This is a genomic window from Paraburkholderia sp. GAS82 (genome assembly GCF_050436285.1).
GTDB lineage: Bacteria > Pseudomonadota > Gammaproteobacteria > Burkholderiales > Burkholderiaceae > Paraburkholderia > Paraburkholderia phenazinium_B.
On the sequence record NZ_JBNDLX010000010.1, the window covers coordinates 296,186 to 319,430 of the forward strand.

General features: G+C 58.6%; 24 protein-coding genes. 13 read left to right on the plus strand and 11 right to left on the minus strand.

Annotated features, from left to right (window positions below):
- Positions 1-20: 20 nt before the first annotated feature.
- The gene (locus P3T17_RS29200) at positions 21-1,088 is read right to left on the minus strand and encodes a fatty acid desaturase family protein (RefSeq protein ID WP_429409919.1); all 1,068 of its coding nucleotides are present in this window, start codon (positions 1,086-1,088) and stop codon (positions 21-23) included.
- 192 nt (positions 1,089-1,280) lie between these two features.
- Entirely contained in the window at positions 1,281-2,228 is a 948-nt protein-coding gene (locus P3T17_RS29205) for a GlxA family transcriptional regulator (protein WP_074267943.1), read from the minus strand.
- A 191-nt stretch (positions 2,229-2,419) separates the two neighbouring features.
- Between P3T17_RS29205 and P3T17_RS29210 the strand changes: the two genes are divergently transcribed.
- Both P3T17_RS29210 and P3T17_RS29215 read left to right on the plus strand, forming a co-directional pair.
- Positions 2,420-3,241: an SDR family NAD(P)-dependent oxidoreductase gene (locus P3T17_RS29210; protein ID WP_429409922.1), complete on the plus strand. Its 822-nt coding sequence runs from the start codon at positions 2,420-2,422 to the stop codon at positions 3,239-3,241.
- 72 nt (positions 3,242-3,313) lie between these two features.
- Positions 3,314-3,985: an alpha/beta hydrolase family protein gene (locus P3T17_RS29215; RefSeq protein WP_429409924.1), complete on the plus strand. Its 672-nt coding sequence runs from the start codon at positions 3,314-3,316 to the stop codon at positions 3,983-3,985.
- A gap of 195 nt (positions 3,986-4,180) precedes the next feature.
- Here P3T17_RS29215 and P3T17_RS29220 read toward each other — a convergent pair whose 3' ends face one another.
- The 4 genes from P3T17_RS29220 to P3T17_RS29235 all read right to left on the minus strand — a co-directional run bounded on the left by P3T17_RS29220 (position 4,181) and on the right by P3T17_RS29235 (position 7,295).
- Positions 4,181-4,984 (minus strand): lipid II flippase Amj family protein, encoded by an 804-nt coding sequence (locus P3T17_RS29220; RefSeq protein WP_429409926.1) that lies wholly within the window; start codon positions 4,982-4,984, stop codon positions 4,181-4,183.
- A gap of 193 nt (positions 4,985-5,177) precedes the next feature.
- Positions 5,178-5,744, minus strand: a complete 567-nt coding sequence (locus tag P3T17_RS29225) for a hypothetical protein (protein ID WP_429409928.1) — start codon at positions 5,742-5,744, stop codon at positions 5,178-5,180.
- Positions 5,745-5,823: 79 nt separating this feature from the next.
- Positions 5,824-6,651, minus strand: a complete 828-nt coding sequence (locus P3T17_RS29230) for a class I SAM-dependent methyltransferase (protein ID WP_429409930.1) — start codon at positions 6,649-6,651, stop codon at positions 5,824-5,826.
- Positions 6,652-6,845: 194 nt separating this feature from the next.
- Complete coding sequence (locus P3T17_RS29235) at positions 6,846-7,295, minus strand: hypothetical protein (RefSeq protein WP_429409932.1); 450 nt, start codon at positions 7,293-7,295, stop codon at positions 6,846-6,848.
- 69 nt (positions 7,296-7,364) lie between these two features.
- Between P3T17_RS29235 and P3T17_RS29240 the strand changes: the two genes are divergently transcribed.
- From P3T17_RS29240 to P3T17_RS29275, 8 genes are all read left to right on the plus strand, one after another.
- Entirely contained in the window at positions 7,365-7,571 is a 207-nt protein-coding gene (locus P3T17_RS29240) for a helix-turn-helix domain-containing protein (protein ID WP_429409934.1), read from the plus strand.
- Between the two features lie 253 nt (positions 7,572-7,824).
- Positions 7,825-8,430: a hypothetical protein gene (locus P3T17_RS29245; RefSeq protein ID WP_429409936.1), complete on the plus strand. Its 606-nt coding sequence runs from the start codon at positions 7,825-7,827 to the stop codon at positions 8,428-8,430.
- A 25-nt stretch (positions 8,431-8,455) separates the two neighbouring features.
- Positions 8,456-9,022, plus strand: a complete 567-nt coding sequence (locus tag P3T17_RS29250) for a hypothetical protein (RefSeq protein ID WP_429409938.1) — start codon at positions 8,456-8,458, stop codon at positions 9,020-9,022.
- Between the two features lie 52 nt (positions 9,023-9,074).
- Complete coding sequence (locus P3T17_RS29255; protein ID WP_429409940.1) at positions 9,075-10,241, plus strand: metallophosphoesterase family protein; 1,167 nt, start codon at positions 9,075-9,077, stop codon at positions 10,239-10,241.
- Positions 10,238-11,500 carry an MFS transporter gene (locus P3T17_RS29260; RefSeq protein WP_429287836.1) on the plus strand — a complete coding sequence of 421 codons (1,263 nt, stop codon included), beginning with the start codon at positions 10,238-10,240 and terminating at the stop codon, positions 11,498-11,500. The genes P3T17_RS29255 and P3T17_RS29260 overlap by 4 nt, the downstream gene beginning before the upstream one ends.
- Before the next feature lie 21 nt (positions 11,501-11,521).
- On the plus strand, positions 11,522-12,772 hold the full coding sequence (locus P3T17_RS29265) for an arsenic transporter (protein WP_429409942.1): 1,251 nt from the start codon (positions 11,522-11,524) through the stop codon (positions 12,770-12,772).
- A 15-nt stretch (positions 12,773-12,787) separates the two neighbouring features.
- Positions 12,788-13,237 carry a DMT family transporter gene (locus P3T17_RS29270; protein ID WP_429409944.1) on the plus strand — a complete coding sequence of 150 codons (450 nt, stop codon included), beginning with the start codon at positions 12,788-12,790 and terminating at the stop codon, positions 13,235-13,237.
- Positions 13,238-13,277: 40 nt separating this feature from the next.
- On the plus strand, positions 13,278-13,460 hold the full coding sequence (locus P3T17_RS29275) for a hypothetical protein (protein ID WP_429409946.1): 183 nt from the start codon (positions 13,278-13,280) through the stop codon (positions 13,458-13,460).
- A 199-nt stretch (positions 13,461-13,659) separates the two neighbouring features.
- On the opposite strand, the gene P3T17_RS29280 is transcribed toward P3T17_RS29275, so the two are convergent.
- Positions 13,660-15,249, minus strand: coding sequence for a methyl-accepting chemotaxis protein (locus tag P3T17_RS29280; protein ID WP_429287840.1), 1,590 nt, complete (start codon positions 15,247-15,249; stop codon positions 13,660-13,662).
- A gap of 743 nt (positions 15,250-15,992) precedes the next feature.
- The gene (locus P3T17_RS29285; RefSeq protein ID WP_429409948.1) at positions 15,993-16,943 is read right to left on the minus strand and encodes a LysR family transcriptional regulator; all 951 of its coding nucleotides are present in this window, start codon (positions 16,941-16,943) and stop codon (positions 15,993-15,995) included.
- Between the two features lie 117 nt (positions 16,944-17,060).
- Between P3T17_RS29285 and P3T17_RS29290 the strand changes: the two genes are divergently transcribed.
- Entirely contained in the window at positions 17,061-17,807 is a 747-nt protein-coding gene (locus P3T17_RS29290) for an SDR family oxidoreductase (RefSeq protein ID WP_429409973.1), read from the plus strand.
- A 35-nt stretch (positions 17,808-17,842) separates the two neighbouring features.
- On the plus strand, positions 17,843-18,670 hold the full coding sequence (locus P3T17_RS29295; RefSeq protein ID WP_429409950.1) for an SDR family oxidoreductase: 828 nt from the start codon (positions 17,843-17,845) through the stop codon (positions 18,668-18,670).
- Positions 18,671-18,899: 229 nt separating this feature from the next.
- Here P3T17_RS29295 and P3T17_RS29300 read toward each other — a convergent pair whose 3' ends face one another.
- Entirely contained in the window at positions 18,900-20,354 is a 1,455-nt protein-coding gene (locus tag P3T17_RS29300) for a hypothetical protein (protein ID WP_429409952.1), read from the minus strand.
- A gap of 565 nt (positions 20,355-20,919) precedes the next feature.
- Between P3T17_RS29300 and P3T17_RS29305 the strand changes: the two genes are divergently transcribed.
- Positions 20,920-21,567 carry a hypothetical protein gene (locus P3T17_RS29305; RefSeq protein ID WP_429409954.1) on the plus strand — a complete coding sequence of 216 codons (648 nt, stop codon included), beginning with the start codon at positions 20,920-20,922 and terminating at the stop codon, positions 21,565-21,567.
- Between the two features lie 239 nt (positions 21,568-21,806).
- On the opposite strand, the gene P3T17_RS29310 is transcribed toward P3T17_RS29305, so the two are convergent.
- Together P3T17_RS29310 and P3T17_RS29315 are read right to left on the minus strand one after the other, a co-directional pair.
- The gene (locus P3T17_RS29310) at positions 21,807-22,436 is read right to left on the minus strand and encodes a hypothetical protein (protein ID WP_111936011.1); all 630 of its coding nucleotides are present in this window, start codon (positions 22,434-22,436) and stop codon (positions 21,807-21,809) included.
- A gap of 155 nt (positions 22,437-22,591) precedes the next feature.
- Positions 22,592-23,002, minus strand: a complete 411-nt coding sequence (locus P3T17_RS29315; protein ID WP_143787644.1) for a hypothetical protein — start codon at positions 23,000-23,002, stop codon at positions 22,592-22,594.
- Positions 23,003-23,245 lie beyond the last annotated feature (243 nt).

A 23,245-nucleotide genomic window follows, 5' to 3' on the forward strand; every position in this document is an offset into this window, starting at 1 on the left:
TACCGAAATCTGAACGGGTTTTATGCACTCGGTTGAGCAGTGAAATTCGACTGTGCGCCGGAACCCTGATCGGGCAACGTGCGCTTGATGACGTGGGTCGGATCGCGCCGTTGCTTCCACAATGCCGGCACCATCTCGCGATAAGTCGCATAGAGGCTCGGATAGGCCGGTGGCAACTGCTCCTTGATCACGTCGTGCAGGCGCGGCAGTGCATGAAAAGGCACCATCGGCAACAGGTGATGCTCGAGGTGATAGTTCATGTTCAGATACAGGAAGCGGAACACCGGATTGATATACACCGTGCGGGTGTTGAGCCGATGATCCTTGACGTTGACGCCAAGCCCGGCGTGCTGCGTGAGGCCGAGCAGTTGATGCAGCCAGCCGCCGTAGAAACGCGGGGTCCAGATAAACATTAGCGGCAGGAAGCTGCGCAATGCAATTGCTAGCACGATCGTCGCCACGATCACCGCAAGATAGATCCGTGACGACCAGATCATCTTGGGTTTTTCGCTGGCAGGCAGAAACGCTTCAGTGACGGCGTCGACGCGCCCAAACGCATGGCGAACGGTCTTGCGAATTTCAGCGACGCCGCCGATCAACGCCAGGAAGTCGAGCACTATCGGCAGCACCTTGGTCGGACGCGTCACCTGAATTTCCGGGTCGCGCTCGACGAAATAGGTATGCGTGTGGTGCCGTGCATGACTCCAGCGCCACCAGTAGGCTTCGCGGATCGTCATGAACGACGACAGGTGATAGAACGCATCATTGAGCCAGCGCGTCTTGAACGGCGTGCCGTGCGCGAGCTCATGCCAGCGGGCGTCGCTCGACGAATAGATCGTGCCGTACACGAAAAACGCCGGCACCGCCCACCAGGTGCCCCAGGTCAAGCCGGCGACCACGCCCGAGACAATCAGCAGCACGAGCCACAGTCCGAAATTGCGCAGGCCTGCTGCGTCGCTGCGTTTCATCAGATCTTTGAGGACGGCGCGCGGAATGCGCGGTTGATACCACTGCTCGCTGATGCGATCGTCGAACGTCTCGTCGGTCAGGCCGGGCTTGGACGTGCCTGGCGGGGGCGTCGATGACATGCTTGTCTCCTGTCTGCCTGCTGGCCGGAGGGCCGCTGCGGTTATGACCCAGCGGTGAACGCCGCTGGGTTGGAACAAACAGTACTTGATCGACGGCCGGTCGGCACGACGAAATTTGATGGATTTCCCTCAATGCTTTGCCTGCGGATCGGGGCTGGCGGACTGCAATCCGCCTTGAAGCATTGTCAGGCTTTACAGCGCTAGCGCTGCTCCCGCCGAGGTTCGCTGGATGGCTTGGGGCGGCTGCCCAAATGCGCGGAGAAACGCCTGCCGCATGCGTTCCCGGTCGCCGAATCCAGTCTCGCGGGCAATGATTTCGATCGGGTGCCGCGTCGTCTCCATCATCAGCCGCGCCGCCTCCACGCGCAGACGCTCGACGGCCTTGGCGGGCGACTGGCCGGTTTCATCACGAAACACCCGGCTGAATTGACGTGGACTCAGCCGCGCGACTTCAGCCAGGGCCTCGACCGACAGGTCGCGGCCAAGATTCTCCGTTGCATAGGTAAGCGCCATCTGCACGCGGTCGGACTTTGCATCCAGCTCCAGCAGCGCCGAGAACTGCGACTGCCCGCCACCGCGCCGCTGATGCAACACGAGCTTGCGCGCGACCATGCGGGCCGTCTTCAACCCGAAATCCTTTTCGACGATCGCGAGCGCAAGGTCGACTCCGGCGCTCATGCCCGCCGACGTCCAGATTTGTCCGTCCACCACGAAGATCCGGTCTTCATCGAGCAGCACGTCGGGGTATTGCTTTTTGAAGTCCTGAGCATGAAACCAGTGCGTCGTGGCGTGCTTCCCTTCGAGCAACCCGGCCGCGGCCAGTACAAACGTCCCGGTGCAGATCGCTGCGACGCGCCGGCTCTGGCTCGGCGCGTTGTGGATGTAGTCCAGCAGGCTGGCGGGCGGGAGACGGCACTCATTGTCACCGGCAACAATGAGCGTGTCGTATGTCGAGTCCCGAAGCCGATCCGTATTGACGGAAAAGCTCTGCGACGTCATCACGGGGCCGCCCTCTTCAGATACGAGGCGGAATTGATACCCCCTCTCTCCGCGCAGGAGATTCGCGTATTCGAAGACGCTGGCAACGGCAAGCCCTAGCGCCTGGAAGTTGGGATAAACGACGAGTCCGACAGTGTGCATGATCGCCTCGCACGCAGTTGTCACAATACATTGCATATATCATAAAGCAGACATTTCAGCTAGAGATGAAGGCCAGAACGTCATGGCATAAATCATTGCATCTATGTCATTGAGGATGTGTGATGTCACAGTCAGAATGGCCTCCAACCCCTGACATCCCGTCGGGCAAACATTCCGAAAGAGAAACGACCATGACCTCTTCTTCCTCTAATACCTCTCCGAAAGGCACCGCGCTGATCACGGGTGCATCCGCCGGCATCGGCGCCGTGTACGCCGACCGCCTGGCCAGGCGCGGCTACGACCTCATCCTGGTGGCCCGCAACGCCGAACGCCTGAACGCGCTGGCCTCCCGCCTGCAGGCGGAAACTGGACGCTCGGTGAACACCATCGCCGCTGACCTCAACGACAAGGCCGGGATTTCGAAGATCGAGAACGTGCTGCGCGACGACAAGAGCATCACGATGCTGGTGAACAACGCTGGCGTCGGCTCGGTTGCGTCGATTCTCAAGGGAGACGTAGACGAGATGGAGGCGATGATCGACCTGAACATCACCGCGCTGACGCGCCTGACCTATGCCGTGGCGCCAGGGTTCGTCAGCAAGGCGTCCGGCACGATCATCAACATCAGCTCGGCTGTGGGCATCGCCGTGGAATTGCTGAACGGCGTCTACAGCGCCTCGAAGTCCTACGTCCTGAGCTTCGGTCACGCGCTGCAGCGCGACCTCGCTGATAGGGGCGTGCGCATCCAGACGGTGCTGCCGGCAGCGACCGCCACCGAGTTCTGGGACGTGGCTGGCTATTCCAGTCAGAAGGAGGCTGCCAGCACAATGACGGCTGAAGACCTGGTCGACGCGGCGCTGGCCGGCCTGGATCAGGGCGAACTGGTGACGATCCCGACACTGCAGGATGGAAACGACTGGACGCGCTGGGAAGCGGATCGCCGTGCGCTGACGCCGAAGTTCGCCAACGCCAAGGCGGCACCGCGCTACGTCGTGACGACTAACAAGGCCTGACACGGGCGACGGCGTGGGCGCCTGGTTATCGAAGATGGGGCGGGCTGTGTTCGATGATTCGTCGTCGCGGCTGTGACACACCGCGGCGACAGTTTCGACGATCACAGCCGTACCGCGCAGCTCTGGGTTCGTCCCGAGCAACTCAAGCGGCTTACGGATTACATGGTCGCCAGTTGGTCACAACATGCGTCGATCGATGCAAGCCGGATCGGCGTGTTCGGTTTTTCCGCCGGCGGCTTGACCGCGCTCGTCGCTGCCGGCGGCGTGCCGGATCTCGGTCTGATTGGACCATACTGCGTTGAGCACCCGGACACCGACACCTGTGCCGTCGTGCGTGGCACGCCTGGGCTGACGGATCGTTTCGCGACGCTGCCAGCGTCGGTCTGGGTGCACGACACGCGCGTTCGTGCAGTCGTCGTCGCGGCTCCGGCTGTCGGCTTCGTCTTTGATCGGGGAGGACTCGTCGATGTTCACGTCCCCGTTCAGCTGTGGAGCGCACGGTTCGACCACGTGGAGCCCGCTCCCGACTACGCGGACATCGTGCGTGCCGCGCTGCCCACCGCGCCGGATTTTCACCTTGTGGAGAATGCTGATCACTACGATTTTTTGCCTGCGTGTAGCGCATCGGCCGCGCGCGAAATTCCGGAGATCTGCACGTCCCGATCGGGCTTTGATCGTGCGGCGTTTCACAGCGAAATGAATCGCGATGTAGTGGCGTTTTTTGAGCGGACGCTTGGGCAGTGATATGCGTCCTCGTTCGTTGGAGTGGCAGGTGTGTTCGGCACCCGCGTTCTGTGTCGCCGATATTGGCAGCGCATGTCAGCGATGCGTACCACGTTGAGCGACCGCGAGAAGCGCATCAGAGCGCGCGCTGCCCGACACGTTCGGTTCAGTGCGATGCGCAAGAGAGGTTCGCGATTTCCAGTATTGGTCGGCGCGCTAAATGAGTTCAGCGATGCGAACAATGATCAATGCCGCTGGAACGAGTACCGCCTGCGCACATAGTGTCCCGAGAACGCGCGCGCCCGCGAGAGTTGTAATTGCCCGCCGGAGGCTGTTTTCCGGAATCCGGCCTTCGATTACGTCGTCCGTCATCACTGAAACTTGCGGATCGATGACGACCGCCAATACCACGGTCGCAAAGCCATTGATAACTGACGACAGATTCGCGCAAGTGACCCGCAAATCGGGCTTCAGGTATCCAGCATAAAGCGATGCGAAAACGCCGACCGTCCAGATCGCCATCGCGATAACGTTCAGTCCTATGACTTTCCAGGAAACGCCTGCGCCAGTGGCCAGTTGGCTGACGTTATGCCGGGACGGAAGCCGTGCTCCAAGCCGAACGTAGCTGACGCCCCCGCGGCTGAAGATATGGAGTAGCAGGCGAGGGATCGAGCGATTTGCTTGAAAGTGATCGATAGCACGGCTGAAATAACGCTGGAACGTGGGAATTAGAAATGCACCGACAGTGCTTGCCACCGTGGCGGTCAGCAGGAAAAGCCGAAAGTCGCCGAGTAGGCCATGCTCCATGTGATGAGCAATATCTAGCTCAACCCGCTTCGCTATGAATGGTCCTTGAAAGGAATTTGCCGTCCTGGAAACCAGGGCGATGATCCCGAATAGAGAAAATGACACGGCGATACGGCGCGTGCGAACACCAGCAATCCGTACCGCATACGCAAGCGTCGCGATCACATGGATTGCAAAGGTGAGCCCGCATATGACCAAAAGCTGGGTGTCCATGTTGTCGCCGCGAGGTTGGCAAAAACCGAAGTCTACCGGAGTACACTCCCGGCCCGATTGTGAGCGCTCTCGGCTCACGGATTGAGTGACTGGAATTGGCCGATATCGTGTGACCACACGAAGCCAAGTCTCAGGCTGCGATGTGTTTCTGGACTCACGGTCTTCCTGGTGCTGTCGAATGCAACGTTGTCGGCTACTGACTCCTGCCGTGAGATCGAAACGCTATGGAAAGCCCGTGGATGCGAGAACGCAGTGCCTCCACGAGCGTCGCGACAACGGCATGATTGATGGGCGCGGTGGTTTTGAAATCAATGACAGTACCGGTCGTTTCCGTCGAGCCGAGCATCACCGCAGGGCCAGAAGGTGCCCCATAGCTATAACTTTGCGACCAAACCTCGCCATCTCTCATACTGGTGAACTTCAATGACCGGCAAGCAAAGTTGGCGACCGACGGGCCTGGTGAACCGTGTTCACCCCAGACCAGTTCGCGAAGAATTGCGTCAAGATCTGGACTTGAAGGAAGACATGGGTAGAAGCCGGTAAGCGCCCGCTCGGCGTGTGCGAGCGTGTCGCCCTTATCCGGCGTCAATCTCATTCCCCGGCCCGTATCCGCGAGCGTTCCTTCAGCGTCATTGAGTTCAAGGGCAATGCTTAAATCCGGCGTATAGCTATATTCGACAACGCATAGGGCGAGCAACTGCGCACATACATCCGCTGGTGAAAGCTGCCGAGAAAGCTGAAGGAGTTCTTTGTGGTCCATTGTTCTCTCTCGATTGCGGTACGCCGTCGATTGTCAGCGATCAATGCGATGGTATCGAGTGGCTGTTGTTGGCCGGGCGTTAGGCAGCACTAGCCTGGATAAGACGCAGGCCCCATCCCGTCTTTAACGTTCCGTCTTCGCGTTGCATGGGCGCAAACGCCGACAATAGTTCGCTCTTGAACTGTGCCCGCGCTGTTTCCGACATCCTGTCTGCATCATAGGTGTCCAGCATGTCCGACCATAACTGCTCTGGCGTAGGCGTCCAGTCAACTTCGATGTCTTCGAAGACGACATTAGCGAAGCCATGCTGGAGTAGTTCGCTCCAACCGGATTCGCTGCGTGTGCGTGCATCACCGAGTGGTAGGTGTGCCAGGTTTGCCTTCGCGATCGGTCTGAATATGTCTAAAAAGACTTCACCAACTGGCCCGGTCAGAAAGGCCCGCCCGACGACAGCTGAAAGACTACCGCCTTCACGCAATACCCGACGAATTTCACGGATCACTTGCTCTATGTCGTCCATCAACATCAAAGCCATGTGCGACAGAACGTAATCGATCGAGCCGGTATCAAGCGACAAGTCTTGTGCGCGCTCATTGATCAAGCGAACATCCTGCGGCAGCACTGTCCGGGCGGCGCTCAACTCGCCGTCGCTCATGTCGAGGCCAATCAACTTCGTTGCTGAGTTGCCCCTGTCATTCAGAATTTGCAGCAGTGGCCCGTCACCGCACGCCAGATCGAGCACTGTGCGCGGCATCCCATCATTTGGCACCCGCTTCGCCAGCGCATGATAGGAAGACGGGTATTCCGCATGCGCGGATCGCGCAGGGTGGTTGCCATAAGCTCGGCGCGTTGCTCCTGCCCGGCGCCGATGAAAATCTTTTAAATAGATTTCTGTTTGAGATGTCATTCTTGCATTACCCGATTGTTCAATTCCTGGTTCTACGCCTGGACTCTGGATCGTCCCTCTCGTGACAAGTTGTCAACGAAGCAGCCCACGATGCCGACCGTCCGCTGTTAGCCGATGACTGCCCGATGCAATCGGCATGCGACACCCGAAACTCAAGGGCCCGCGATCGATAGCACGCGCCCCAGAGCGGTCCTTCACGTTCGCCGACAACAGCCATCCGACCGGGTATCGAGGTTCTGTCGATGCGGTCTTTCGTCGTTCTGCCATCGCTCCAAACGGGTTACTGATTCGCCGACGGTGAGGGTCAATCGACTGTCCTGTAACTCCAGTCGCGTCCCCATGCTCAGCAATATATCTACGGCTTTCACGAATTCCATATCGCGCTTCAGTGAGTCGAGTGCGTGACCACTCAGCCCGAAAACAGAAATGTCATTGATGAACGATTCAGGGGGTGTAAGCCCGAATAATCGATTCAACCATAAACTCTGTCCCTGTGCGCTGGATCGAATAAAGCAGATACTTCCGCCGACATTGCACCCAGCGCCCATCAACGTCAGCTTTTTGACGCGCCGCACGGTCACAACGCGGGTGACATCAACAACGGAAGCTTGTCCGAAAGTCGGTTCGATCGGTTCGAATCTCATCAGGTGCCCCCTTCTTCATGTAGTTGTTCGTCTCCGCCCTATCGGCTTCGGCGTGTTTTCGCGAAGACGATGATTTCCCACGCGTTGGCCGCAGCGGACAACAACCGCGCCGATGCTGCTCGCCAGTTGGACATTAGCCGCCAAACGCCCTATGCCAAGGCTCTCGGCACTCGGGATCGAATGAAGTGTCAAGCAATCCGACGCGAGGTGTCGGGCCGCTTGACACTTGCATCGCTGGGTTGTCCGCAGGGGCCCTCCCCTTCAGGGCTTGAGTAACATGGCATAGCGCTTGCAAATGTCTCCGTGTCATTCAACGGAGAGCATCATGTCCTCAAAACAGTTCATCCGGGGGTGCCGCCAGCGTGAGCCTGTGAGCCGTACTAGTTCGGCTTCCAAAATTGCGCGGGGTGCTGCCCTATCGCTTTGCTTCGTCACAATCGCTTGCGTCGCGCAAACCCCTCCCGCTCCGGAGCCTGGTCTACCAGTCCCTCCGCCGGTTGCTGGCGGGCTGGGCGGCGCGGCGCAAACCATGCCCTCGCCGCCCCCACCGCCTGCACCCGCTCCCATAGCGGCGCAGCAGCAGTCTGTCGTCGCAACCGGAACCGTAAGCCGCTTCGTGATCAACCCGGAAGGCGACGTCGACGGATTTCTTCTGGCCGATGGTTCGCTCGTCCACTTCCCGCCACATATGGGCTCGCAGCTGGTGAGCGTCATACATCAAGGGGACGCGGTCCGGATCGCGGGCTTTCGGGACGGTGCGGGCAACATCACTGCGCAGCAAATCGCAAATGAACGAACGTCACGGCAGGTCGTCGACCAGCCGCCGCCAGTCGATGCACTGCGTGCTCCGCCAGCATTGCGCGGCGCAGGACTGGTCAGGCTAAGTGCCAAAGGCACCGTTGCACGCGTCACGACCGCGCCACGGGGAGAGCCTGACGGCGTGATGCTCCGTGATGGAACGATCATCAAGATGCCGCCACCGGTTGCACAGCAGTTTGCGAACCTCCTGCGACCAGACGTCGTCGTCGCCGCCACCGGATACGGTACGCGCAACCAATACGGCGAGGCGCTGCAAGCGATAGCCTTCGGGACGCCGGGCAATGTCACGCAGTTGTACAACGACATTCCCAACTGATTTTCATTTTTATCGGAGTTACACCATGCATTGGATTGACCCGGAATGCCTGCAGGAGACGCGCGGCACCGTCACCCAGTTCCTTTTGAATCCACACGGCGAACTGGACGGATTCATCCTCGGTAACGACAGACAGGTGCATTTCCCACCACATCTGTCCAGGCAGGTCGCAAAACTGATTGGCATTGGCGACAAGGTGCGCGTGCGCGGTGTGAAGCCCCGCGAGGCCGACATCGTGGCTGCCGTTCAGTTGACGTCTGGCACGGGCGTCACGATTGTCGACGAAGGACCGCATCACGGTGGTGAGAAACATGAGAAGCCGCACGTTGAAAAGCGCCCCATGGAGGCGATGGGCGAAATCAGGCTCTCGTTATATGGACCCAAAGGTGAACTTCGCGGCGCGCTGCTGACCGACGGAACGGCAATTCGTATGCCCCCGCACGCTGCCGCGGAGCTGGCCAGCTACCTCGCACCCGGCGTCCATATCCAGGTCTGGGGGCACGGGGTAAAGAACCGGTACGGCAAAACCATCGAGGTCGATGAAATCGCCGAACTGGTCGACGCTGACAATCTTTCGGCGTCGACGGAATAGTGCAACCGAACCCGACCTGATACCGAAGAGTGCATCGAAGGAGAAACGCGAGATGGCACAAGAGAAAAGCGCACAACAGGCATCGAAGATTTCAACACGCGGCAGGCCGCTTGTGTGGATGCATATTGGGGACCTGCATCTGACCAATGCCGGACTGCCCAACCATCTCGCGCTACGCGACATTGTCCTGCAGGCTAACGCGCATCTCGCGGGGCAGATCGACTTTGTCGTGCTATCCGGCGACAACGCCGACGACGGAACAGCCCGGCAATACGAAATTCTACGCAGCGAACTGGACCAGCTCGAGCTCCCAATTCACATCATCCCGGGCGACCACGACTTCAAGTCGGGCAACCTGCATGCATTTCACGACGTGCTTGGTGCAGAGCATGTCCCGAAGGTAATCACGGTGGGTGAATACCGCTGCATCTTCCTGGACTACGTTTCGGCCGGTACAGGCGGCCCCGACTTCAGACTGGGGGAGTCACAACTCGCCTGGCTCCGGGCGGTGCTACAAAGTGCTGCGGCAGAAGGCAGAGAGTCGGTGGTCTTCGCGCATGCGTATCCGGCAGACCTCGCCGACTCTGTGGAAGCCAAAGCTTTCCACGGGATGCTGCAGGAATTTCGCGTCGCGGTGGTTGATATGGGGCACACGCACTACAACGAACTCGCGAACGACGGCAGGACCATCTACGCATCGACACGCTCAACCGGCCAGATAGAGGAAGGACCGGTCGGCTTCTCACTCCTCGCGGTGGATGAAGGCGTAGTGAGCTGGCGCTTCAAACCCCTGGATGAGCCATGGCCTGTCGCGATGATTACCTCGCCAGCCGACAGGCGACTGATCACCCGACCTCATTTGCCCAATCACGTACCCTCAGGTCAAACCATGGTCAGGACAAAGGCATGGGGCGCACGGGGTGTCACGCAGGTCGACTGCAGGATTGACGACAGCGACTGGCAACCGATGAATTTCGTCGCGTCGAAAGAAATCTGGACGCTGGATTGCAAAATCCCCGAGGGAACATTCAAGGTTACCGTTCGCGCAACCGACCAGGCCGGCTCCACAGGGTTCGACCGCATCGAAGCCACGACGACATTCGACGAAACGGATGAACCACGGGCCGATGGCAGTGACCGCGATGCGATTGGTGCGTGGGAAGAAAAACACATCCTGGGTACCCAGCTCGGACCGAATCGTAACGGGAGAAAGTGGTGAGCAAGGCCGCCCGCTCCACACTCCACGCGCTGGATGCAACCAACTTCTTCATGGCTGACGTGCAGGCCGGAATCGGTCCATTCGTCGGAGTCTTTCTGCAAGCGCGGGGTTGGGGTCCTGGCCTGATCGGCGCAGTGATGACGGTGGGCGGCATCGCCGGGATGCTGGCGACGACGCCCGCAGGTGCGATCGTCGACGCAACCCGATATAAGCGCGCGGTGGTGGTCATTGCCTGCGTGATGACGATGTTTGCCTCTGCATTGCTATGGGTCTCGAATTCGTGGCCGGTCGTCGCGCTGTCGCAGGTCGCAACCGCTGTGACAGGAGCGGCCATCGGACCGGCCCTGGCGGGCATCTGTCTTGGCCTCGTCCATCGTGCCGGATTCGATCGCCAGTTCAGCCGCAACCAGGTTGCAAACCACGCGGGCAACGTAATTGCCGCCGCGTTGTCGGGCTGGCTGGGCTGGCGCTTCGGTTATGGAGCGGTCTTTTTACTCAGCATCGCGTTCGCGCTACTCTCGCTCGCGTCAGTCCTTGCGATCCCGGCCCACTCTATTGACCACGACGCGGCGCGCGGGCTCGTCCACCGTGACAAAACGCACGATCCCGATACAGCGGAGCGCTGGAAGATGCTCCTGCGGCACCGGCCACTGCTTGCGCTCGCGGTGTCGTTGGGACTGTTCCACCTGGGTAACGCCGCGATGCTGCCGCTATACGGCCTCGCCCTCGTTGCCGGCCATCGGGCCAATGGCAGTGTTGCAACGGCCGAGACAATCGTCATTGCCCAGTCTGTCATGGTTGTGGCGGCGCTTGCGGCGAATCGTCTGTTCCGGTGGCGCGGCTACTGGTGGGTCATGCTGCTGTCGTTCCTGGCTTTGCCATTGCGCGGGCTGATCGCCGCCCATGTGGTCAGCCTATGGGGCATCTGGCCGGTGCAGATGCTTGACGGGATCGGTGCCGGTTTACAAAGCGTCGCCGTGCCGGCACTCGTTGTCCGCCTCTTGCAGGGAACGGGACGCGTCAACGTAGGACAGGGACTCGTCATGACTGTTCAGGGTGTCGGGGCAGGCCTGAGTCCGGCGCTTGGCGGATATCTTGCGCACGCATTCGGTTACCCAGCAGCGTTTCTGGCACTTGGCGGTATCGCAGTGGGATCGGTCGCGGTCTGGGTGTTGTTCGGCGCCGAAGTGCGGCAGGCCTGCAAAGACGGCGACGCAGAAGTTGCGCCAGAACCTTCCCAGCCTGCCGCGGCGACCTGACTCACTCAATCCGGGAGATTCATGAATTCAATCTGGGCATCATGGGGTATTGCCGCCGCAGCCACATTCGGCGTCATAGCACGTCCGTTCCGCTGGCCTGAGGCTATCTGGGCCGTGGCCGGCGCGGCATTGCTCATCATTCTTGGTCTTCTTCCCCTTGATCTCGCCTGGCAGGCCGTCGGCAAGGGGACAGACGTCTACCTCTTTCTGATTGGCATGATGCTGCTTTCAGAGGTGGCGCGGCGCGAAGGCCTCTTTGACTGGGTGGCCGTGCAGGCAGTGAACCACGCGCGTGGATCGCCGAAGCGGCTGTTCGTCCTGGTCTACGGTGTCGGTATTGTCACAACCACGTTCCTGTCGAATGACGCGACCGCAGTTGTGCTCACTCCTGCTGTATTCGCCGCGGCGCGTGCGGCAAAAACCAGGCCGTTACCGCTGTTGCTGGTGTGTGCGTTCATCGCGAATGCCGCGAGCTTTGTACTGCCAATCTCGAATCCTGCCAACCTCGTACTGTACGGCAATCACGTGCCGCCGCTCGGGCCATGGTTCGCCCGGTTCGCGTTGCCTTCGGTGTTTTCGGTCATCGTCACGTTCGCCATGTTGCGCGTAACGCAGCGTCGCGCGCTCGACGGGACGTGCGAGTCTGAGCTTGAGCCGGTGCCGCTCACTACGGGCGGACGTATTTCTCTTGCCGGTATTGCGACGACGGCCCTGGCCCTGATGACCGTCTCCGCCCTGGATATGCAACTCGGCCTGCCGACCGCGCTGCTCGGCGTGCTGACAACCCTTGCGGTGATGCTAACGGAGCGTCGTTCACCCTGGCCGGTCGTCAAGGAAATCTCATGGGATGTACTGCCGCTTGTTGCCGGGCTATTCGTCCTGGTCGCAATGCTTGAGCACACCGGCGTGATCGAGATGCTGGCGCGCACCCTTGCGGCGGCCACACGCTCCGGGGAAACGGCAACCGGGTTAATTGCGGGTGCCGCGCTGGCAGTCGCATGCAATCTGGTGAACAACCTGCCAGCGGGCCTGGTCGCAAGTTCCACACTGATGCAGGCGCACAGCCCAGAACGCATCGTTGATGCACTGCTCATCGGCGTGGACCTCGGTCCGAACCTGTCAGTCACGGGGTCGCTTGCGACCATACTCTGGCTGAACGCGATACGCCGTGAAGGAGAGAACGTGGGATTTCTGGATTTTCTGAAGGTGGGAAGCGTCGTGATGTTTCCCGCGCTCGCCTGTGCGCTCGCGGCGCGCATTTTTTTCGGTTGAAACGTGAGGTTGACCATGCTCAACGGCATCTGGCTGTACCCGTTCATCGTCATCGCCGGCATGTTGCAGGCGGCCGGTGCGCCCATCAACGGCCAGCTCAAAGGTTCGCTCGTCAATCCGTGGCTCGCATCGAGCGTCTCATTTCTGCTGGTGACCTTTCTGGCGATAGCGCTGTTCTGCATTCAGCCGCATCCATTACCGACTCTGGCCGATCTGCGCAACATGAAATGGTGGGCGCCGTTGGGCGGCATCGTTGGCGCGGTTGCCGTATTCGCCGGGCTGACCCTTGTGCAAAAGGTAGGGGTGGGCACGCTGAACGGGCTGACTATATGCGCGAACCTGGTGGCCTCTGTCGCGATTGACCACTTCGGACTGATCGGTGTGCAGGAACATGCGCTGAGCTGGCCGAGGCTGGCGGGTGCGCTACTGATGATCGCCGGTGTTGCGTTGGTCATGCGCTTTTAATGCGGGTAGCGCCGCGGAACTGCCACGTTGGAAACGATGCATGCGCGCGGTCGACTGGCGCATCGTCCCGGTCCTTGCACTGGTCGTAGTTGCAACGGCCACCTCATACGGTTATCACCGGCTGTTGTTCGCGCAACGCGATCTGATTGAGCACACGTATGAGGTCATCTCGACGCTCGAAGCGATCCTGCAGCAGGTCACTGACGCCGAAACAGGGCCCTAAACTCACGGGCCGGTGATCGACAGCACGCGACCCAATACAGATGCTCGAATTTCTCCAAAGCGGCCGTTCGGCCGCTATGCCAATTCACGATTGCACTGCACAGAAACTTCCTGGCGCTGAGCTTGGATTGCGGCTCCCCCCAGACTTTCAACCCGAGTCATACCGTGAAGTACTTTGGAGGCGATTCTGACTAGCGCTGTCAGGCCAGCAATGCAGACGGGGCGCTGTCCGACAGTTTGAACACCGCCACGGCTTGCACCAATTGTTGGGCTTGGGACTTCAGGCTTTCCGCGGCTGCAGCGCTCTCTTCTACCAACGCAGCGTTCTGCTGCGTCACCTGGTCCATCTGGCTCACTGCCTCACCTACTTGCCCCACGCCGACGCTCTGCTCGTTGCTGGCAACACTGATCTCACCAACGATTTCGGTCACACGTTTGATCGCGCTGACGATCTCGGACATCGTCGTGCCAGCCTGATTTACCAAGGCAGTTCCCTGATTTACACGTTCGACGCTGGTTGAGATCAGAGTCTTGATTTCTTTTGCCGCAGCGGCGCTACGCTGTGCCAGGTTGCGCACCTCGCCAGCAACCACAGCAAAACCGCGACCCTGGTCACCGGCACGTGCCGCTTCGACTGCAGCGTTCAGTGCCAGGATATTTGTCTGGAAGGCGATACCGTCAATCACGCTGATAATCTCGGCAATCTTTTTTGAACTGTCGTTGATACCCGTCATCGTTTCGACTACCTCATCGACAACCTTTCCGCCTTTGAGGGCGATCGTACTCGCGCTTAGCGACAGTTCGTTGGCCACCTGGGCATTTTCTGCATTCTGTTTGACGGTCGCCGTGAGTTGCTCCATGGACGCGGCAGTCTCTTCCAGCGCGCTCGCCTGCTCCTCGGTGCGACTCGACAGATCCAGATTACCCTGAGCGATTTGTGCACTCGCCGTAGCCACGCCGTCAGCGTTCTGGCGAACATCGGACACAACCCGCAACAAACCGTCACGCATGTTCTTCAGCGAGGCCATCAGACTACTCGTGTCACCAGGCCGCAGGTCGATGTTCACGCTGAGATCCCCTTCCGCGACTCCTTTCGCAAGGTCGGCGGCTATCGCTGGCTCCGTCCCGAGTTGCCGCGTCAGGCTACGCGTGAGCCACATGCCAATTCCGATTCCGGCCAAGGTAGAGAAGATCACCAGGGCAATCATCAGATTGCGACTTTCTACATACAGATCCTGATTCGATTCCGCAGCCTCCTTCGCGTTCTCCTGCTTCACATCTACCAACGTGGTGATCAGTTCGTCAACCTTGTTGACCTTCTGTCGGAAGTCGCCAAATAGCTTTTCCGTGAGTTCTCCGCGATCCTGAAGGGAGGCAGTACCGGTTTTTGTTTCCATGTCCCTGAAAGCTTCGGAATAGTCACGCCAGCCTTGATCCAGTTCTGCAAAGACGTCTTTACCTTTTGCGCTCCAGTACAGTGGCCGGGCTTTATCAAGTGCTTCCCGCGCCTGTGCGAGGCTTTTCTCACTGTCGGCCAGAAACCCGGCCCGCTGCTCAGAGCTGGAGGCGAGAATGGCATTGCGGAGCGCACGGCCTGCCGTTAGCAGATCAACGTCCGCCCTCTGAGTCAGGGATAGTCCGATCAGGTCAAGGTGGTAAACCTTGTCACCTTCATCGTTAATCCGGGCCATGTTCCGGATACCGATTCCGCTCACAACTGCGCCGATCAGGCACACGAGTACAAAAGCGCTGATCAGTTTGGTGCCAAGTTTCATGTTGCTGAATTTCATGCTGCCATTCCTTGAAGTAGAAGGACTTTTTCCATTGCAAGTTATCGCATCAGGCATGCAAAAATTCCGCACGCGGCTGCAGGTAAGAAGATCAATGCGTCGCCCCTCAGGATCGTCTGAAGAAAGCAGACGTCGCGCACGTTCATCATACAAATAGGAATCCTACGCGTAATTGATTTACGACATAGCGATTCATGTCCAGGGCCTTTCAACGCAAGCACTCTAGTAATATTTCGGCGCAGGCTCGCCGAACTTGAGAGGCTGTGTATAAATTTAGCCTCACGGGTTGTCGTAGGCAGAAGGTCGGGGATAGAAATGCTAGACAATCCATCATACGAACAAAGGCACTTACTGGAGTTTCGTTGCGATTGTTAGCAATCCATAGGGTGAAATCGAATGGCCGAAAGTGGCCGCGCCGCGCCAGACGACGGCCGGCTCAGGTTAATCCAGTGCCGTGATGCGATGATTGACGTGATCGGAAGCGCGGGCGTCAAAGCTGGTGTGTGCCTCGATCCCGCGACGTGCGGGGCAACTTGTCCAAGCCCATCAACATTGCTGACGAAATCCCGCCGAAGGCAAGAGTTGCGCCGATATAAAGGAGGTCCATGGCGTGTCTCCCGGTGTTGTTTTGCACCTTTCATATCGGCTACAAATTCGTAAATGATACGTAAATAGATTGAGGGTATTTGTAAGCAAAGCGCCAAATCCCGTTAACCGTTCGGGCTGACTTCGTAGGGCCCTCTTCACCTCGCCGTCCGCGGGACAGCCACGCTCTTTGCGTTGCCTTTATCTTTCGTCGATTTGTTGGCCCATTCGCGTACCGCCTGCGAAAACAGCCTAAGCGCTTCCGGTGGGTGTCGGTTAGCCGGATAGTAGAGACACAAGCCTGGCATGGATGGACTCCAGTCCGGTAGTAGATGAACCAATCGGCCGGTCGCCAGATGTTCCACGACCAGATATTCCGGAACCCAGGCGACACCGATGCCGGCCAGCGCAGCATCGACCATCAGATTTGGGTTGCCTAGCGTCATGGGGCCATCGACATCGACACTGAGACCACTGCTTCGACGTTCAAACTCCCAGTGATATAGCGTACCGCTAAGAAATCGATAGCGGATGCATTTGTGCTGCCTCAGGTCCTGAGGTGTTTTCGGCGGCTGGTGGCGAGAAAGATATTCGGGCGATGCGACCGCTGCAAACCGGAATGCCGGACCAAATTCGACCGCAATCATGTCGCGCGGAACATCGTCGAGCACCCGTATCCCAGCGTCAAATCCGTCTGCCACGATATCGATCAGTCGCGTGTCCACGACGACCTCCACGTGAATCTCCGGATAAGCCGCGAGAAAATCCGGAAGCACGTGCTGGATCAGTGGTCGCGCGCCGGCCTCGGCCGAACTGATCCGGATTGATCCGGACGGCCGGGTACCTGCGGACATCACTTCATTAATGCCATCTTCAAGGTCGGCAAGTGCCGGACCGGCACGCTGCAACAAAAGTTCGCCAGCTTCAGTCAGCGCTACCGAGCGGGTCGTCCGATTAAAGAGGCGCACGTTGAGACCCGATTCGAGATTCCTGATCGCATGACTCAACGCCGGCGCGGAAACCCCCAGTTTTTTCGCCGCCGCGCGGAAACTTCGATGTTCAGCGACGGCAATGAACGCCGTCAGTTCCGACAGACCTGTGCGCAGCATAATTAACCTCCATTTAACACCCCGTGAAACTATAGCCTTATTGTTAATTGATTTGCATCAACCTAAGATCTGGACATTGATTTCAACCGGAGAAGGTCTGTGGAAACGCGCAATGGCTTGAGCAACAACATTGAAGGCAAAGTTGTTGTTATCACGGGTGCGAGCAGCGGCGCGGGCGAAGCGACTGCCAGGCATCTGAGCGCGCAGGGCGCGATCGTCGTACTGGGCGCGCGGCGGGTCGATCGCATTCAGTCGCTAGCACAGGAATTAATCGACAAAGGCGGCAAGGCACTGGCTATGGCAACCGACGTGACTCGTCACGACGATGTCAAAGCATTGGTCGATGCAGCAGTGCAGACCTTCGGGCGCGTCGACGTCATGCTCAACAACGCCGGATTGATGCCGCATTCACCGCTTGAGCGCCTGAAGATCGATGACTGGAACCAGACGATCGACGTCAACATCAAGGGTGTGTTGTACGGGATCGCCGCTGCGTTGCCACACATGAAACAGCAGAAGAGCGGCCAGATCATCAACGTCGCTTCCGTGGCGGCGCGGATCGTGCGGCCCGGCAGCGCTGTCTATGCAGCAACCAAGAGCGCCGTGCTCATGATCTCGGAAGGCTTGCGCCAGGAAGTCAAACCCTACGGTCTTCGCACGACGATTCTCTCGCCGGGTGCGGTTGCGACGGAGCTTCCGAACAGCATTACGGAACCGGATATAGCCGGCTTCATCGGCAAGTTCTACGAAGAGATCGCGATCCCAGCTGAATCGTTCGCACGCGCCGTCGCCTTCGCGATTAGTCAGCCTCCGGAAGTCGACGTAAATGAGATCCTGTTTCGACCCACTCGTCAGGAAATCTAAGCGATCGGCCAATCCAGAAACAAGGAAGAAGCATCATGCAAAAAGTCATCGTTGTAATCGGCCCGGGATCAATTGGGCAAGCCATTGCGCGGCGGGTGGGCGCAGGCAAACACCTTTTACTCGCCGACCTGCGTCAGGAGCAGGCCGACGCCGCGGCAAAGACGCTGAGCGAGGCGGGTTTCGAGGTGACGACAGCGGCCGTCGACATTTCATCCCGGGCGTCCGTTGAGGCCCTGGCCGCTAAGGCGACTTCATTGGGCGCCATCCATGGCCTTATTCATGCGGCCGGCGTTTCGCCCTCGCAGGCCTCACCGGAGACGATCCTGAAAGTCGATCTCTACGGCACCGCGTTGATCCTCGAAGTATTTGGCGAAGTGATGGCCGAGGGCGGAGCGGGGGTGGTAATCGCCTCTCAGTCCGGCCATCGTCTACCGCCGCTGACCACGGAACATAACCACGCGCTTGCGACGACGCCTGTCGAAGAATTGTTAAAGCTGCCAATGCTGCGGTCTGATCAGGTAAAGGATTCGTTGCATGCCTATCAGTTGTCGAAACGCGGCAACGCCCTGCGCGTGATGTTTGAGGCAGTCCGCTGGGGCAAGCGTGGCGCTCGTATCAATACAATCAGCCCGGGCATCATCATCACGCCGCTTGCGAAGGACGAGTTATCCGGCCCGCGTGGGGCAGGCTACCGGCGCATGATTGACGGGTGCCCGGCCAAGCGCGCCGGCACGCCGGACGAAGTTGGAAATGTTGCCGCGCTGCTCATGGGGCCTGACGGAGGATTTATCACCGGAAGCGATTTCCTGATGGATGGTGGCGTGACGTCGTCTTACTGGTTCGGAGAACTGGCACCGCAATAATGGTGTGACGTTACGCCAGATTCCTACGTGCAAGAACGTCGAGTGGATGGAGCCGGTAACCGATGAGCAGTATGAGGCTGGCGCGCGTTGAAGCAATTGCAATGGCGCATCAATCTGGAATCATGAAATCGAAAGCAACGCCGACGCAAGAACGCATTGTGCCCGCGACCACGACGATCGAACGGGCACTGATGCGATAAATGAAGCAGGCGGTCTGTCGGCCCTGCTGTCAAACCGTAATCACGCCAGGGAAGCCCGGCGCCAACAGGAAGTTGGGAGGCTCGTAAGAACCCATCATCTGGAGTTCCGCGACGGGGCCGCCTGGTCCCGTCGCGGTGAGTACGCCGTTAGCGAATGCGACGTTGGTCACGTCGGCTTCCAGCACAATTTTGTGGGTCTTCCCGAAGTTGCTGATCGAGCCCGCGAACTCGCCGGGACTTCGCAGGACGAGGCGGGCGTGCGCGCCGTCGAACGAGACGGTCTGCCCGGACGCCACCGCTTCGAGCGACGCCACGCTGTCGGCATGAAGCGAGAGTGCGCCGTCATCGGTCAATGCGCCGAAAACCTGCAGTTCGCTGTCAGCGGCGACCGTCATTGAGCTGCCATGGGCGATGGGAGCATTGTCGACGTCGCCGACAAAGATAAGTTTGCCGACAGCCGTGATCACTCCGCCGTTGTTGTCAACGCCCTGCGCGGCGATCACAGTACCGTTGCCCGACAGCGTCGCGCCGGTGTTGACGCCCAACGCCAGCGTATCGATCACCCCATTCGCCAGCGATAGCGTGCCATTCACGACGACTCCGACGCCCGCCGACACGAAGCCATGATCCGCGACCGTCAGTGAGCCGGTTCCCATGTGCTGGACTTCCAACTGGTTATCAACGATCAGTCGGGCGTCCCGCCCTTTGACCGTCACCGCGCCGATGCCCTCGGTCGGTGGGGAATTTTGCTGGTTCGTCGGTTCCCAGCCGATCGCAAGATCCTCCGCGACGACCAGACCGCCTTCGTCCACGTTCAGCGTGCCCGTCGAATTGCGGCCAACGATGATCTCGCCGTGCCCAAGCAGCGACGCGCGCTGAACCTGGACCGTGCCGCTGGACCCCGGGTGATTGCCGATCACCAGACACCACGGGTAGATGAGCGGGTCCGCATTCCCGACGCTCACGACGCCGCCGTTCCTGATCGTCAACAAACTGGGGCCGGCCTGTCCCACGGACATCGGCAGATTGCCGCCGTTGACGACGGCGCCAGCGCCCTCGACCACGAGGCTCGAGTTCGACCCAGCGAGTTCGGACATCTCGATCGCGTAGTTATTTGGTGTGTGGCTTCCTGCGATCACGACAGCGCTGCCCTCACCCACCGTCATATTGCCGATCATTGGCGGGGGGGAATCAATGCCCACGACGAAGTGCACCATCGGCGTAGTCAGCACGGCACCCGGCAGCAAGGTTAACTGCTGTGCATTGACGGGGCTGCCATAGGTTTCCGTGAAGTGCCCCGCTAATTTGACTGTGCCTGATGTGTACAGGATTTCCGGGTTGCCCGTTCCTGTGATCGGCACGGCAGCGCCTTCGATCTTCGCCAGGTCGTTGGGTCCGGGCGGCGCACCCGCTGCAGGCAGCCAGTTTCCGGCTGTCGAGAAATCGCCTGTACTCGCACTTCCTGTCCACTGAAAGACGGCCATGATGACCTCCATTGCGCGCGCAATGCGTCGACGTGCAACTGCGTTCTCCTACGGGCAAACAAAAGCGCCGGTGAAATCGTTTCTATCGATGGCAATAGCATCGGGGTGCCGGCGAAAGGAAGACGGTTGAAGGTTCTGTCTTTTTCACGCTTCGCGCGAAGCGGCATCGCAATGCGCGAGGAGCAACGCGGCAGACGACGCTCGGCTCGGGTCGACCCTTCTCGGCCATCCAGCATCGGGCGTTCCGTCGGCTGCTCTCGGACGCACACCGGTCATTCGCCATCCCGCGCCTGAGCTACGCTTTTCGGGTTCCCGGTTGGGACGTTGCGACGCCGAGCGACCGTTCCACCTATGAGGCAATAAGCGACCGGTTCCTGGCCGCAGCGGTCATACGCTGATGTGATCGGTCCGCGTGTGTGTGTAAGGCAATAGCCTGCCTCTCGTACGCGAAGCTGTCCGTTAAAGGGGAGCGCAAATTTGCCGATAAATGAAGGATGTCAAAATAATCGTAGACGTCCTATATCTTGGAACCGAGACGCGATAAAAGTCTATTAAAATTCGCCATATGAAGCAACATTTCACCGAATCAAGAATTGCAATCGCAATAAGCGTTATATCCTTGGGTTTCACCACGACCATCTCAACTGCTCAGTGGGAGGAGGCAAGAATTGCAAATGGTCTCAACGAGGAAAACGTTGATGTCGTGATTCAGCCAAACGAGGATACTTCAAACGCGGTTGGCACACCGCGATGCGTAGCATACGAAGTCAACATCCCGTTGACTTGGCGCATCCAAGTGATTAATCACTCTACGCAACCGGTCACGATCATGAGCGCATACTTCTCGGGCTACTCAGCCCGAGGTCCAAGCCTGAGATTAGACGCGCACGAAGGCCGCGATACGACGGGCCAGTCGTTTCCCCTGACTATTCCGCCGAAGCAGGTTCAACCGATGGTGGTGACGGCTCCTGTACTCGCGCCTCAAAGGTATTCGACGTGGTTTCGAGCTTCGGGCCTTTGCAACAACAACACACTGGATATAAACAAATTAACTGCACGCGCCGGCTTTACCCCGACCGGAGGAAGCGACGGCCATCCTTCCAACGTGGGAATTTCGCTGGTGCTCACTACTGCGGACGGGAAAGTCATCCAACGGCAGGCGAACTGGGTAGCAGTTTTAAATGTCAAAGCGCCAGACATTAAGATGCCTTAATGGCTATGGGCGTCGGAAAGAAGGCTCGCCTTTGCAGAGCGAATGTCTCTTCGCGAAAACGAAACAGTCTTTCAACTGACGGCGTTGCAGTCTCGCCGACCGGCAACTATTGGCCGCAAGTCGCCTGCCGCGTCAGACCGCACGCGACCCATAAAAGACTTTCGGCTTTCTCGCAAACGGACGGTCACGAATAGCAACTCTGATCGTTCAGTCGAGAACTTGCGATCTTGACCTGCCGCTCATTTCGGTTGGACGATTCTTTCGTATTGTGCGCTATCGGCCTCATCTTTTGTCCAGCCCTCACCGGCGCCCACCCATGTTCTCTCGCATCTCATCGAATCGGGAAGCGCAAGTGGATCCCTCCCGTTGAGAAAGCAGAGATTGGTAGATACCGACGCAGGATTGATGGGCCGGCCCGACGCATCGTTCTTGCCTAGAAACGCTTGCACCTGGAGATCAATCTCAGCCTCACCGTCCAATCTCTGAGGCGGTACGACCCGTCTATCATCGACACTGACATCGAATTCCATCCCGGGAAGATCTCTGCCGGGCCAATGGTCCAGAATTGACACGACAGCCTTTTGACCCGCCCCGAGATCACACTCGAAGGGATGTTTTGAATATTGCTGGATGAATTTCCTCAGTTCGTATATCCCCTGCCTTGCCAGCGGTGCAGCTTGCGAGCATCCCACGTCGCACACATTCCACGTAATGAATGTGCTGACCTCAAGCCGGTTGATAGCGCCCATACACTGGATTCGAATGAAACTGTAGGGGGCATCTGCCCAAGCGCCCTGCGAGAGGAAAATTAGCCCAGCCAGTACGAAGGTCGCTCGCAAAACAACTCGCAACAGTTTGTAATCGGACATAACCCCCCCTGATTCATCGACTGCCAGATTGTCAACGATACATGCCTATACGTCGACTGGCCGGTTCTGGCCGCGTGCCGCCGGATGCATCGGGCGTATGGCGTTCCTGAACGTCCCCCGATGCCGCAGAGGATCACTAATCTTCCACCGAAAGATCACAGGTATTTGAATTTTTTAATCTGCACCTTCCCGTTCAATCTACCCGCTACAAACTGCACAGGCTCCGTAGTATTCGCTATTGTCCGCTCCATAATCCAAGGAGTAGGCCGATATGTCATATCCTGACCATTTACATTTAAATCAAGTATTTCATATTCGGCCACATAGGCGTATGTAGTAAATCGTCCTCGACCTTGCCACTCCCAGTGGGCAGGAACAATACGTTTTGCCAATACCTTGGCCTCCGCCGTTTGCACCTTCACGCCAGCATAGTTCACGATCAGAAAAATCAGCGAACCGATACAGAAGAGGATTAGAGCATCAAAAAAAAACAAAATAACTGCTCGCCCGATTTCTCCATGGTGAAACGCCGTAAAAGGAAGAAAAACTAGGTTATGGGTAGACATATCGATTTTCTAGCGTCTGATTACGGCGCAGTTTGCACCTTACACCGTGCCCGGGCCGGAGTCATTCAGCGCCGCCCGGATAGCGTCATGGTTCTGCGGCCCATTCGATTGTCGGCGATTTTGCTAGCCCTGTCGAATGACCGAAACTGGCCGAGGCTGTGTAAAAACTCTAATGATCGCCTAGACTGAATCAACCTGCTGGAATGAGAGGCGCAGATGGGGCGATTTGTCGAAGGTGCGCAA